Origin of the sequence: Brucella cytisi, assembly GCF_038433355.1 — a bacterium.
GTDB lineage: Bacteria > Pseudomonadota > Alphaproteobacteria > Rhizobiales > Rhizobiaceae > Brucella > Brucella cytisi.
This window is the reverse complement of sequence record NZ_JBCAUP010000015.1, coordinates 98664-110715: the sequence shown is the minus strand read 5'-3', so window position 1 is coordinate 110715 and position 12052 is coordinate 98664. Positions and strand designations below refer to the sequence as shown.

Below are 12052 nucleotides of genomic sequence, written 5' to 3'. Positions count from 1 at the left end.
ATGCTGGTCGCCAACCCCGCAAAAAGCGGGGCAGGCGGATTTATTCAGGTATCAGGCGGCAAGCGCCGTTTCCGCTACCGCTACAAAATAGCTGACGCCATAGGGAATGGCATCGTCATTGAAGTCATAGGCCGGGTGGTGAAGGCCGGGCGTATCGCCATTGCCGAGGAAGATATAGGCGCCGGGGCGCGCTTCCAGCATGTAGGAAAAATCTTCCGCCGCCATCATCGGCTCGACACTCTCATCCACTTTGCCTTCGCCCGCCACAGCGCTGGCGACGCGGGCGGCAAAATCCGTCTGTGCATCGTGGTTGAAGGTGACCGGATAATTGTTCTTGTAGCGCACGGTGATTTCCGCACCGGTGGCGGCTGCGATACCGGCGGCAGCTTCACGGATACGGCGTTCGGCAAAGGCGCGAGTTTCCTTCTTGAGCGTGCGGACAGTGCCCGACAGCGTCGCCTTTTCCGGGATTACATTATAAGCCTCGCCTGCAATGAACTTCGTCACCGAGATCACAAGTGAATCGAGCGGATCGACATTGCGCGAAACAATGCCCTGAAGGGCGATCATCAGCTGGGAACCTGCCAGAATCGGATCGATGGTGCGATGCGGCTGCGCTGCGTGGCCGCCGCGACCTGTGATGAAGAGATCGAATTCATCCGTCGCTGCCATGATCGGGCCTTTTCGCATCGCGAACTGTCCGACCGGCAGGCCCGGCATATTGTGGATGCCGTAGACTTCCGAAATGTTGAAACGGTCCATCACGCCGTCCTCGACCATGGCGAGGCCACCGGCGCCGCCTTCTTCGGCAGGCTGGAACAGAAGCGCGACCGAGCCGCGGAAATTGCGGGTCTCTGCGAGATATTGCGCTGCTCCCAGCAGCATTGAGGTGTGTCCGTCATGGCCGCAGGAATGCGCCTTGCCGGGATTTTGCGAGACCCATTCGACACCGCTCGTTTCGGTGATGGGCAGGGCATCCATGTCGGCGCGCAGGCCAATTGCCGGGCCATTGCCATGGTGACCCTTGATGATGCCGACTACACCTGTGCGTCCGACGCCTGTTTCCACAAGATCGCAACCGAAGGATTTCAGCTTGTCTTCGACAAATCGTGCAGTTTCGTGCACGTCGTAGAGAAGTTCAGGATTCTGGTGCAGTTTTCGGCGCCATGCGGCAATTTCCGCTTGCGTTTCAACGGCACGATTCAACACTGGCATTTTCTGATGGCTCCCCGGATTGGGCGTGATTTGAAGGAAACAGGATATGACGTTTCGGTGAAAGCGGGCAATCCCTGTTTGCCTTTTCATCGCCACATGGCATAGATAAAGAAAGCGTTAATCTCCCATTATAGAGCAATTCGAACCCGCAGAAGTTGCAGGCTATTTCGATTGGAACTACGGAATGATGTCGAAATCATTGAAAATCTGGTTTGCAGCTGTTGGCTTGTCCGCGACCGCACTGGCGTCCGCCGCCGCTAATCCCTCGATCGCAGTGGATGTGGCAACTGGCAAGGTCTACCAGCAGCAGGAAGCTTTTCAGCGCTGGTATCCCGCTTCCCTGACCAAGATGATGACGGCCTATGTGGCATTCCGTGCGCTTCAGTCGGGCCAGATGACGCTGGATTCGCCAGTGCGCATGACGGTGAACGCCGCCAAGGAACCGCCGAGCAAGATGGGCTACAAGCCGGGATCGGTCATGACGCTCGATACGGCGTTGAAGATCATGCTGGTTAAGTCGGCCAATGATGTTGCTGTGGCCGTTGCCGAGGCCGTGGGCGGAACGGAATCCGGTTTCGTGCAGCGCATGAATGCGGAAGCGCAGCGTATCGGTATGGTCGGCTCGCATTTCGCCAATCCGAACGGCTTGCATAATCCCAATAATTATACGACGGCACGCGACCTGGCGGTTCTGGCCGTGCAGTTGCGCCGCGAATTTCCGCAATATGCGCATTATTTCGCGACCGAGGCGATCGATCCGGGCGCGGGCAAGAAAGTTCAGGCCAATTACAACATTTTGCTTGGCCGCTATGACGGGGCGGACGGGATGAAGACCGGCTTCGTCTGCGCATCCGGCTTCAACCTAGCAAGTTCGGCAACGCGCAATGGCCGGACGGTGCTGGCGATTGTTCTCGGTGCGGACCGGCAGGAAGCGCGCGCGGTTCAGGCAGCACAGCTGATGACCGACGCTTTCAGGGCAAATGCGAGCGGTGGCGCTACATTGGCGACCTTGCGCCCCGCAGCCGGCGGAAATCTCAATCAGGCCGTCGATATGCGCAAGGCTATCTGCAGCCAGCAGGCCATGGCCGATCGCTGGGACGGTCGCGATGTCGAGGGCAAGCTGAAAATCAACTCGCCTTATATCCATGCGATGGATCGCGATCCGGTTCCGGTTCGCGTCGGTCTGGTTTCCGAACCGGGTCCGACGACCCGCCCGAGCCAGCTCGACATTTCGCAGATTCCGGTGCCAATGCCGCGTCCGCAGCGTTCCGCCGGTGCCAATACCACCGCGATCAACTGATATGCCGAATCCCATTCCCGTTTCCGTGCTGACCGGTTTTCTTGGTTCAGGCAAGACGACGCTTCTCAACCGGCTTCTGAAAGATCCGGCGCTGAGCGATACGGCGGTCATCATCAACGAGTTCGGCGAGATCAGCATTGATCATCTGCTGGTTGAGCAGGCGAGCGAGGGCGTGATCGAGCTTTCCGACGGCTGCCTGTGCTGCACGGTGCGCGGCGAGCTGGTGGATACGCTGGCCGACCTGATCGACCGGCTCCAGACCGGGCGCATCAAGGCGCTGAAGCGCGTCATCATCGAAACCACCGGGCTCGCCGATCCGGCGCCGGTGCTGCATTCGATCATGGGGCATCCGGTGCTCATGCAGGCTTTCAGGCTGGACGGTGTTCTGGCGACCGTGGATGCCGTCAACGGCATGGCGACGCTCGACAATCACGAGGAAGCCGTCAAGCAGGCGGCAATGGCCGACCGCATCGTGCTGACCAAAACCGATCTGCCGGAAGCGCAGTCAGGACTGGCAGCCTTGAAGGCGCGTCTTCATGCGCTCAATCCCGGCGCAGACATTCTGGAAGCCGGTGAAGAGCGCACGGGTTATGCGGCGCTTTTTGAATGCGGTCTCTATAATCCGGAAACGAAATCGGCGGACGTGCAGCGCTGGCTCAAAGCGGAAGCCTATGAGGATGGTCATCATGACCACTCCCATCATGGGCATTCGCATCACGGGCATTCTCATGGGCATGACCATGTTTGCGGGCCGGATTGCGATCACGACCATCATCATCACCATGACGATGCGATCCGGTCCTTTTCGCTTCGTCACGATGCGCCGATCCCGCTATCGACCTTCGACATGTTCCTGGATCTTCTGCGTTCGACGCATGGAGAGAAGCTTCTGCGTGTGAAAGGGATCGTGCAGATTGCCGAAGACCCGGATCGCCCTGTCGTGATTCATGGGGTGCAGAAAATTTTCCATCCGCCAGCACGCCTGCCGCAATGGCCGCAGGATAAGCGGGAAACGCTTCTGGTGATGATCGTGAAGGATCTGCCGGAAACCTATGTTCGCGAGCTTTTTGATGCGTTTTTGGGGCGTCCTGCGCTCGATAGGCCAGACCGTGCCGCGCTGATGGAAAATCCGCTGGCTATTCCGGGTTTTTCGCCCCGGAGCTGATACTTATTTCTTACGAATAAGGAAGCGATGCAACGTCCCTTGGTGTTCCTGCGCGACCAGGGCGTGGCCTTCCAGCGTGCAGAAATGCGGGATGTCGATGCCGGACAGCGGATCGGTCGCTTCCACCCAGAGAAGCGCTTCGCTCGGCATTTTTTCCAGACGATTGCGGGTTTTCAAAACCGGAAGGGGGCATTTAAGCCCCCTTAGGTCGTAGACAGGAATGTCATCCTGCAAGGCCATCAGTTCCCGATGATCTTCCACCATGGCTTCTTCGGTTCGGGGGCTGCGACAGCTGCCGGCTGTTCGACATTCTGCGCCACCGTGCTGGCGGTCGTCATTGGAGAGACCTGGGGTGAAACAGACTGAGCAGCCTGCGCTGCAGCCGGGTTTGGCTGTGGTGCGGGCACCGCTGCGGTCTGTGTCGTCGGCTGAGCCGGAACAGCAGCCGGTTGCGGCGTTGCAGCAATGGCTGTCGGCTGTGCGGCTGGCGTTGCCGGGCGAATGTCCGGTGCGCCCGCCTTTTCAGCGGAAGAAGCGGTGAGTGACGGCGGTTCCCGCGTTACCTTTTCACCGCGTGCACGCGCAGCGCTCCAGGCGGAGACGAGCTTGGCTTCGGCGATGCCCTGAATGGACGGTGCCGGTGCCTTCTGGCTGGCGCTGAATGCCGACTGGTAGGTCTTTTCGTAAGACGCATAGGACATGGCCTCGCCGCCAGCCGAAGGCGGGCAGGCGTCCGTTGCGGACAGAGGCTGGCCGTCCGGTGTCGCGACGTTGAACACATAGCGCTTCTCGCAGACATCGACCTTTGGTGGCACCTTGGTGACCTCGAAAGAGTCGTAGCCCTGCTTCAGCATCTTCCAGAAGGAATAGTTCGGGTCGCTCTTGTATCGCGCCATGTTGGCGGCCGTCATACGGAACGGAAATGCCTGAATCTGGAAGTCGCGCTGGCCGCCCTTGAAGGCGTCGCGACCGAAGGCGTAAATCTCGGCAACCTGTTCGTCGGTCATCGAGTAACAGCCCGACGACGAGCATGCGCCATGCACCATCAGGTGCTGGCCCGTGCGGCCATTGGCGCGGTCATAGGCGTTGGGGAAGCCGATGTTGAACGAGAGATAATAGCTCGATTTCGGATTCATCTGGGCGGGGCGGACGTTGTAGAAACCTTCCGGCGCCTGACGGTCACCCTCGATATATTTCGGCCCGAGCTTGCCCGACCATTTGCAGATGTCGTAGGACGCGATCTGGTCGTACTTGCCGTTGTTCTTCTGCTTCCAGACCTCGAGTGTGCCTTCTTCCTTGAAAATGCGCACCATGATCGGCGAGGTGCGGGTCATGCCCTTCGCCTTCATCTTGGCAACGACTTTCTCGGGAAGCGGCTTCTCGGCCCGGAGGCTTAGATCGGATACGGACGAACCCTGACAGCCCGCGAGGAGCGCGGTTGTCATTACGGAGCCTAGAATTGCGGTTCTGATCTTCATGTCGCATCGAGTCTGTTAGAGCTACGCCAGAGACTTTATGAGCAAAAGCCAATTTCCTGAACGTCGAATTTTAAAACTGAAACCTTACGGTATCGTTTATAAATCCTTGCTCAGATAGCTAAAGCGCGTCGCGTTCTATCATATCTTTGCGATGCGCTTTAGCTGTTTATTTTCTGGAGCATGTCGGTTCCAGAAAACCGGTTTCCACTTTTCCGCGACATGCTTTGAAATCCAGCGCGTCGGCAATATGGCCGAATTTGCAGCATGATGCAAATCCGGGAGGCGCGAGGCCTCCCGGACAGGTCTTCTTTTTGTTTTGAGCCGCGCATCTCACTCCGAAAACCGCATTACACTTTTCGGGAGGCGCTTCAATTTTCGGTGAGAATCAGATGTTGCGGCCGATTTCGAGGAATTTCTGGCGGCGTTCCTGCTTCAGCGTTTCGCCATCGATATCCTTCATCGAACGCAGCGACGCGGTGATGATGTCGCCAGCCGCATCGATGACGGCTTCCTTGCCGCGATGCGCGCCACCCATAGGTTCGGGAATGATGCCGTCGATGATCTTGAGATCGAACAAATCCTGTGCGGTGATGCGCATGTTGGAAGCGGCATCCTTGGCGCGGGTCGAATCGTGCCAGAGGATCGACGCAGCACCTTCGGGCGAGATCACCGAATAGATAGAATGCTCAAGCATATAGACGCGGTTTGCAACGGCGATGGCGATTGCGCCACCAGAACCGCCTTCACCGATGATGATCGAGATGACCGGAACGCGCAGCCGGAGGCACTCTGCCGTCGAGCGGGCAATGGCTTCGGCCTGACCGCGTTCCTCGGCGCTGACACCTGGATAAGCGCCTGCGGTATCGACGAAGGTGATGAGCGGCAGCTGGAAACGGTCCGCCATTTCCATGATGCGGACAGCTTTGCGATAGCCTTCCGGGCGTGCCGAGCCGAAATTGTGCTTCAGGCGCGTCTTGGTGTCGGAACCTTTTTCCTGCCCGATGATCGCGACGGCCTGACCGTTGAAGCGACCGAAGCCAGCCTGAATGGCTTCGTCATTGGCGAACTTGCGATCACCGGCAAGTGGTGTGAATTCGGTGAACAGCCGGTCGATATATTCCAGACAGTGCGGACGGTCCGGATGGCGGGCGATCTGCGCCTTCTGCCATGGTGTCAGCTTGCGATAGATGTCCTTCAGCGCATCGGCCGAACGCTTCTCGAGGCGACGAATCTCGTCGCTCATCTCGACGCTGCCTTGTTCCTGTGCGAGCTTCTTCAGCTCCAGAATCTGGCCTTCGAGGTCGGCGACGGGTTTTTCAAAATCGAGATAGTTGTACATCGGGCCTGACTGTTCGTGCTTTTTCCAAAGGGATTAGCGCTATTGCGAGCCGGAAAAAGGCTATTTTACGGCGCTTTACATATTCACTACTGGCTCATCTTGCAAATTTTCGACTTTCTCATAACCGGACAGAGGCTAATCGGCAAGCGGATGATGCTCGCTGACAAGCTTATGCAGTCTTTCCTCCAGCACATGCGTATAGATTTGCGTCGTTGAAATGTCGGCGTGGCCGAGCAATTGCTGCACGGTACGCAGATCGGCACCGTTCTGCAGCAGATGGCTGGCAAAGGCATGGCGAAGCACGTGCGGTGAAACGGCTGCCGCCGATAATCCTGCCCGTGCGGCAAGCCCTTTCAGTTCGCGGGCAAAAACCTGACGCGCCAGATGGCCGCTTTCCGAAAAAGCCGGAAACAGCCATGGATTATCATCGCTGCCGGGCAGGGAATCCCGCAAGGCGAGAAAGCGCTGCAGCGCCTCACGTGCTTTGGGCGAAAGCGGAACCATGCGTTCCTTGGAGCCCTTGCCGCGAACCAGCAGGAAGCGGTGGTCGGTGCGCGCAACGCCGACCGGCAGGCCGACAAGTTCGGAAACGCGCATGCCGGTGGCATAAAGTGTTTCAATGAGAGCGTGAAGACGCAGCGCCTTGAAGCGCTCGGCCGGTTCCGCTTCTTCGCTGGTTTCAAGTGCTGCGCGGTCGAGTAGTTTTGTGACGTTCTCAACGCTCATGATTTTCGGCAAAGGCTTCTGCTTTTTCGGCGCATCGACCGTACCGGTTGGATCGTCCTCCCGATAACCTTCCGAATAGAGAAAGCGGAAGAACTGGCGTAGCGCCGACAGACGTCGGGCTTGCGATGTTGCGGCAAAACCTTCCGTTGCCATGGCATCGATGGCGCTGCGAATATGGTCCGCTCCCGCTTCGGCAAGATTGACGCCTCGGGCCGACAGCGCCTCTGCCACCGCCTCAAGATCGCGCCGGTAGGATTCAAGCGTGTTTTCCGCCGCGCCCCGTTCGGCGCTCATCATTTCCAGAAAGTTCTCGATCGCCAGCGATGCGCGCATCGTCACTCCTGCGGTGTCTGCGGCGATTGGGGCGCCGTATCGGCGGTCTCCGCAGGGGCAAGCTCGGCTGCGGGAGCTGGCGGAGGAATAATCGTGACCGGTTTCAGCTTCGAAGCCGGTATTTCGACAGTGATCTCGCGTGTGTCCGGCTCAACGAAATTGGCAAGTGCATACATCGCGCCATAAACGACGGCGGCGACAAGGGCGACAAAGAGGACGAGGCGCGTTAGCGTAGGCATTCATCTTTTATGCTGTGGCATTGGGACGAAAGCAAGGAGGAGGAATGAAAGAGGAGACAAGAGCCCAATCATGCAAAAAAGCCTTGCTTGCGGCCATGCACGCCCTGAAAACCAATCAAAGCAATTGACGTCGTCCTGTTTTTCATGTGGAACCGGAGCAAATGGACGAGGTCAATGAGCAGCACGACAAAACAAAACAATCTACATGAGAAAGCGGAGCTGATCCGCGATCTTCTCGGTTCGAAAGTCGTAGTGCTCGTGGGGCTGATGGGCGCAGGCAAATCCACCGTCGGACGCAAGGCTGCAGCCTTGCTCGGCCTGCCGTTTCGCGATGCCGATACGGAGATCGAAGCGGTTTCCCGCATGACCATTCCTGAATTGTTTGAAGCATATGGCGAGGTCGAGTTCCGCGATCTCGAACGTCGCGTCATCATGCGCCTGCTCGAAGACGGACCGATGGTTCTGGCCACCGGCGGCGGGGCCTATATGAATGCCGAAACACGCGCGGCAATCGGTCGTGCAGGTGTTTCCGTCTGGCTCAATGCGGAAATCGATATTCTGATGGAGCGCGTATCGCGCCGCCAGAACCGCCCGCTGCTGAAAAACAGCGATCCGCGCGGCGTCATGCTGCGGCTGATGAATGAACGTTATCCCGTCTATGCGTTGGCCGACCTTCAGCTGATGACGCGGGATGACAAGAAGGAAGTGATCGCTGCCGAACTGCTCGATGTTCTGGCGGATCATCTCGAAAGATTAGAGGCATAATCGGTCCGGTAGAACAAGCCACCGATGTCTTCGCCGCATGTATTGGAGACTACGCATGAACGTGCCTTCCACCGCTCTAGGTGTTACCACTGTTCCCGTGTCACTTGGTGACCGCTCCTACGATATTCTGATCGGCAAGGGGCTGGTGGATCGTGCAGGCGAGGAGTTGGCGAAGCGTCTGAAAGGCGTGCGCGTGGCGGTGGTAACGGACGAAAATGTTGCCAAGGCGCATCTGGAGCGCCTGACAGCAAGCTTCGCCAAGGCCGGTATCGATGTGACGCCGGTGATTGTTGCGCCGGGCGAAAAGTCCAAATCCTTCGGCACGCTGGAAACCGTCACCAATGCCGTACTGGCGGCGCGTCTGGAGCGCGGCGACGCGGTCGTGGCATTTGGCGGCGGTGTGGTTGGCGATCTTTCGGGTTTCGTCGCCGGTATCGTGCGGCGCGGCATGAATTTCGTGCAGATGCCGACTTCTCTCCTGTCGCAGGTAGATTCCTCGGTCGGTGGCAAGACCGGGATCAACACGGCACATGGTAAAAATCTCGTCGGTGTCTTTTATCAGCCGCAGCTGGTTCTGGCCGATACGGAGGTTCTCGACACACTGAGCCCGCGTGAATTCCGGGCCGGTTACGCCGAAGTTGCGAAATACGGCCTGATCGACCGTCCGGATTTTTTCGAATGGCTGGAACAGAACTGGCAGGAGGTCTTCTCCGGCGGGGCGGCACGGACGCAAGCCATCGCTGAATCCTGCCGCTGCAAGGCAGCCGTTGTCGCGCGCGACGAGCGCGAAACCGGCGATCGGGCGCTTCTCAATCTCGGCCATACTTTCGGCCACGCGCTGGAAACGGCAACGGGCTACGATTCGACACGTCTGGTGCATGGTGAAGGTGTCGCTATCGGTATGGCGCTGGCCCATCGCTTCTCGGTCAAGATGAACCTGTGCGGCATCGAGGATGCGGAGCGCGTTGAGGCGCATCTGAAAGCCGTCGGGCTGCCATACAGGCTGTCGGATGTTCCGGGCGGGTTGCCACCGGCGGAAAAGCTGATGGATTATATTGCGCAGGACAAGAAAGTGGCGCGTGGTGCGCTCACCTTCATCCTGACGTGCGGCATCGGCCAGTCCTTTATTGCCAAGGACGTGCCGCCAGCCGCAGTGCTGGAATTTTTGAAAGAACGTCTGGAAACGAAATAAGAGGATAAGGCGGATGGCTTTCGAGCTCTGGGTTATGTGCGGCATCATCCTGCTCTGCGTCATTCTCTCAGCATTCTTTTCCGGGTCCGAAACGGCGCTGACGGCGGCGTCTCGAGCCCGGATGCACACGCTCGAACATAATGGCGATGAGCGCGCAGGGCTGGTCCAGCGCCTCATCAGTCGTCGCGACCGGCTGATCGGTGCGCTTCTGATCGGCAACAACCTCGCCAATATTCTGGCGTCCTCCATTGCCACCAGCATCTTTTTGAACCTGTTCGGCGATGCGGGCGTTGCTTATGCCACGCTGGCAATGACGGTCATTCTGGTCATCTTCGCGGAAGTGCTGCCGAAATCCTGGGCGATTTCCGGCCCAGACCGGTTTTCGCTTGCCGTTGCACGCGGCGTGTCGCTGGTCGTCCTGATCCTCGGCCCGATTTCCAGTGCGGTGAACCGCATTGTGCGCGCGATCCTGAAGCTTTGCGGCATCAATCTTGCCGCCGGTCGGTCCATGTTGAGCCCGCAAGAGGAATTGCGTGGTGCGGTCGAGGTGCTGCATCGCGACAAGTCGCTCATCAAGGAAGATCGCGACCAGCTGGGCGGCCTGCTCGACCTCAAGGAGCTGGAAGTCAGCGACGTCATGGTGCACCGGACCTCGATGGGCACCGTCAATGCCGATGCTCCGGCGGATGAGATCGTGCGCGATATTCTGGCCAGCCCGCATACACGTATGCCGCTCTGGCGCGACGATATCGATAATATTGTCGGCATTATTCACACCAAGGACCTGCTGCGCGCGCTTTACGACGTCGACAATGATTTCAAGCGCATCGACATCATGAAGGTCGCGCGCAAGCCGTGGTTCGTGCCCGACACGACCACGTTGCAGGACCAACTCGACGCGTTTCTCCGCCGCAAGGCGCATATCGCCATCGTCGTCGACGAGTATGGTGACGTGCAGGGACTGGTGACGCTTGAGGATATTCTGGAAGAAATCGTCGGCGATATTGCCGACGAACACGATATCGAAATCCAGGGCGTTCGCCTGCAGCCGGATGGTTCGGTGATTGTCGACGGATCGCTGCCGATTCGCGATATCAACCGCGCGCTTGACTGGTCTTTGCCGGATGAGGAAGCGACAACGATTGCCGGTCTGGTCATTCATGAGACCCAGACCATTCCAGAAGTGAAACAGGCTTTCACCTTTTACGGGAAGCGCTTTTCCGTCCTGAAGAAGGAAAAGAATCGCCTGACACGGCTGCGCATCGTGCCACTTGATGCCGATGGAAAGCCTGCGCCCATAGTTGCAGCGCTTCCGCGCTGAAAGCTATCACGGGAGCAGTTTCCACCTAACACTTTGTTTCTGAATATTTTAATCCCAGATTAAAGCCAGTTTTCGGCCGGAAAATCTGGCCGGGCTGGCGTTGTTTTTTCCGGTTTCTTGTGCGCGTTTCAGTATTAAATATAAGTAATAATAAAACGATATAATATTATTCTAGTCTAATATATGGCGGATACAACTACTAGTAATAGAAAAAAATTCTTTTGAAATTATTGAAAATATACTCTTCTATACAATTGTTTTTGGCAACAATAAGGCTACTAATAATCCGGTGGCATCCATTATATATGGCTTATGTTTGGATACGAAAACTGCGGCGAAAATCGCCTACGACCTGTTTTATAATTAGAGAAATACAGTCTTGGTCTATTGGTACTAGCAATAGATACTATCCTGGAATTTCTTCTCTCCTCAAAGTTCGATCTATCTGGAATATATACAAAGGCGCCCGAAAGGGCGCCTTTGTATATATTCCAGGGTTTATGCCGGATCTGATCAGGGGAAGAGACGTGCCCGTCTGGGACGGCATGTCGAGGCCGGATGCCGAGTGATGGATAGTCGTGAAGCTGCTCAGCGCCGCGTTGCTTCGCCAGGAGCGGAAGGCTCCAGTGCAAGTGCATGGACGCCGCTATCCAGTTCTTCCTTCAAAAGTTCGTTAATGGCGCGGTGGCGCTGAATGCGACTCATTCCGGCAAAAGCTTGGGCAACGATACGGATGCGAAAGTGTGTTTCGCCGGTGCCGTCATAGACTTCATGATGACCGCGCTCTTCATGATGATGCCCGGCGTGGAGATGACTTTCATTAATGACTTCAAGCCGTTCGGGAGCGAAAGTCGTGGTCAGTTTCGCTTCCATCACGCTTTGTTTGCTATTGTGAATGGACATTTGGACCACTTCTCCCCATATAGATGCTGTGCCTCATATAACGTTGCTTCGGCAGCGAAAGATGGGGCAAATCCGC

12 protein-coding genes are annotated in these 12052 nt (G+C 57.3%); 5 read left to right on the top strand and 7 right to left on the bottom strand.

What is annotated here, in order from left to right; translation table 11 throughout:
* Positions 1-51: 51 nt before the first annotated feature.
* On the bottom strand, positions 52-1215 hold the full coding sequence (locus tag AAE521_RS15965) for a M20 aminoacylase family protein (RefSeq protein ID WP_342061813.1): 1164 nt from the start codon (positions 1213-1215) through the stop codon (positions 52-54).
* Between the two features lie 184 nt (positions 1216-1399).
* Between AAE521_RS15965 and AAE521_RS15960 the strand changes: the two genes are divergently transcribed.
* Positions 1400-2515: a D-alanyl-D-alanine carboxypeptidase family protein gene (locus AAE521_RS15960; protein WP_012091110.1), complete on the top strand. Its 1116-nt coding sequence runs from the start codon at positions 1400-1402 to the stop codon at positions 2513-2515.
* 1 nt (position 2516) lies between these two features.
* Complete coding sequence (locus AAE521_RS15955) at positions 2517-3680, top strand: CobW family GTP-binding protein (RefSeq protein WP_342061812.1); 1164 nt, start codon at positions 2517-2519, stop codon at positions 3678-3680.
* Between the two features lie 3 nt (positions 3681-3683).
* Here the strand turns inward: AAE521_RS15955 and AAE521_RS15950 are convergent, their stop codons facing one another.
* The 5 genes from AAE521_RS15950 to AAE521_RS15930 form a co-directional block, all read right to left on the bottom strand.
* Entirely contained in the window at positions 3684-3941 is a 258-nt protein-coding gene (locus AAE521_RS15950) for a sulfurtransferase TusA family protein (protein WP_342061830.1), read from the bottom strand.
* Positions 3920-5158, bottom strand: coding sequence for a L,D-transpeptidase family protein (locus tag AAE521_RS15945; RefSeq protein WP_342061811.1), 1239 nt, complete (start codon positions 5156-5158; stop codon positions 3920-3922). The genes AAE521_RS15950 and AAE521_RS15945 overlap by 22 nt, the downstream gene beginning before the upstream one ends.
* 385 nt (positions 5159-5543) lie before the next feature.
* Positions 5544-6497, bottom strand: coding sequence for an acetyl-CoA carboxylase carboxyltransferase subunit alpha (locus tag AAE521_RS15940; protein WP_071632609.1), 954 nt, complete (start codon positions 6495-6497; stop codon positions 5544-5546).
* Between the two features lie 135 nt (positions 6498-6632).
* Positions 6633-7556, bottom strand: a complete 924-nt coding sequence (xerD, locus tag AAE521_RS15935) for a site-specific tyrosine recombinase XerD (RefSeq protein WP_342061810.1) — start codon at positions 7554-7556, stop codon at positions 6633-6635.
* A gap of 2 nt (positions 7557-7558) precedes the next feature.
* Positions 7559-7795, bottom strand: coding sequence for a hypothetical protein (locus AAE521_RS15930; protein ID WP_342061831.1), 237 nt, complete (start codon positions 7793-7795; stop codon positions 7559-7561).
* A 174-nt stretch (positions 7796-7969) separates the two neighbouring features.
* Here AAE521_RS15930 and AAE521_RS15925 point away from each other — a divergent pair, with 174 nt between their 5' ends.
* Genes AAE521_RS15925 through AAE521_RS15915 form a run of 3 tightly spaced genes read left to right on the top strand, consistent with a single transcriptional unit; the run spans position 7970 to position 11073 of the window.
* A complete protein-coding gene (locus AAE521_RS15925) occupies positions 7970-8560 on the top strand; it encodes a shikimate kinase (RefSeq protein ID WP_010657616.1) in 591 nt (196 codons plus the stop codon).
* 55 nt (positions 8561-8615) lie between these two features.
* Positions 8616-9752 (top strand): 3-dehydroquinate synthase, encoded by a 1137-nt coding sequence (gene aroB / locus AAE521_RS15920; RefSeq protein ID WP_342061809.1) that lies wholly within the window; start codon positions 8616-8618, stop codon positions 9750-9752.
* Positions 9753-9765: 13 nt separating this feature from the next.
* Positions 9766-11073 carry an HlyC/CorC family transporter gene (locus AAE521_RS15915; protein ID WP_010657614.1) on the top strand — a complete coding sequence of 436 codons (1308 nt, stop codon included), beginning with the start codon at positions 9766-9768 and terminating at the stop codon, positions 11071-11073.
* A 588-nt stretch (positions 11074-11661) separates the two neighbouring features.
* Here AAE521_RS15915 and AAE521_RS15910 read toward each other — a convergent pair.
* The gene (locus tag AAE521_RS15910) at positions 11662-11976 is read right to left on the bottom strand and encodes a BolA family protein (protein WP_342061808.1); all 315 of its coding nucleotides are present in this window, start codon (positions 11974-11976) and stop codon (positions 11662-11664) included.
* Positions 11977-12052 lie beyond the last annotated feature (76 nt).

Coding starts and splice junctions, on each gene's coding strand:
- AAE521_RS15965 (WP_342061813.1), bottom strand. CDS start 1,215: ATGCCAGTGTTGAATCGTGCCGTTGAAACGCAAGCGGAAATTGCCGCA.
- AAE521_RS15960 (WP_012091110.1), top strand. CDS start 1,400: ATGATGTCGAAATCATTGAAAATCTGGTTTGCAGCTGTTGGCTTGTCC.
- AAE521_RS15955 (WP_342061812.1), top strand. CDS start 2,517: ATGCCGAATCCCATTCCCGTTTCCGTGCTGACCGGTTTTCTTGGTTCA.
- AAE521_RS15945 (WP_342061811.1), bottom strand. CDS start 5,158: ATGAAGATCAGAACCGCAATTCTAGGCTCCGTAATGACAACCGCGCTC.
- AAE521_RS15940 (WP_071632609.1), bottom strand. CDS start 6,497: ATGTACAACTATCTCGATTTTGAAAAACCCGTCGCCGACCTCGAAGGC.
- xerD (WP_342061810.1), bottom strand. CDS start 7,556: ATGCGCGCATCGCTGGCGATCGAGAACTTTCTGGAAATGATGAGCGCC.
- AAE521_RS15930 (WP_342061831.1), bottom strand. CDS start 7,795: ATGCCTACGCTAACGCGCCTCGTCCTCTTTGTCGCCCTTGTCGCCGCC.
- AAE521_RS15925 (WP_010657616.1), top strand. CDS start 7,970: ATGAGCAGCACGACAAAACAAAACAATCTACATGAGAAAGCGGAGCTG.
- aroB (WP_342061809.1), top strand. CDS start 8,616: ATGAACGTGCCTTCCACCGCTCTAGGTGTTACCACTGTTCCCGTGTCA.
- AAE521_RS15915 (WP_010657614.1), top strand. CDS start 9,766: ATGGCTTTCGAGCTCTGGGTTATGTGCGGCATCATCCTGCTCTGCGTC.
- AAE521_RS15910 (WP_342061808.1), bottom strand. CDS start 11,976: ATGTCCATTCACAATAGCAAACAAAGCGTGATGGAAGCGAAACTGACC.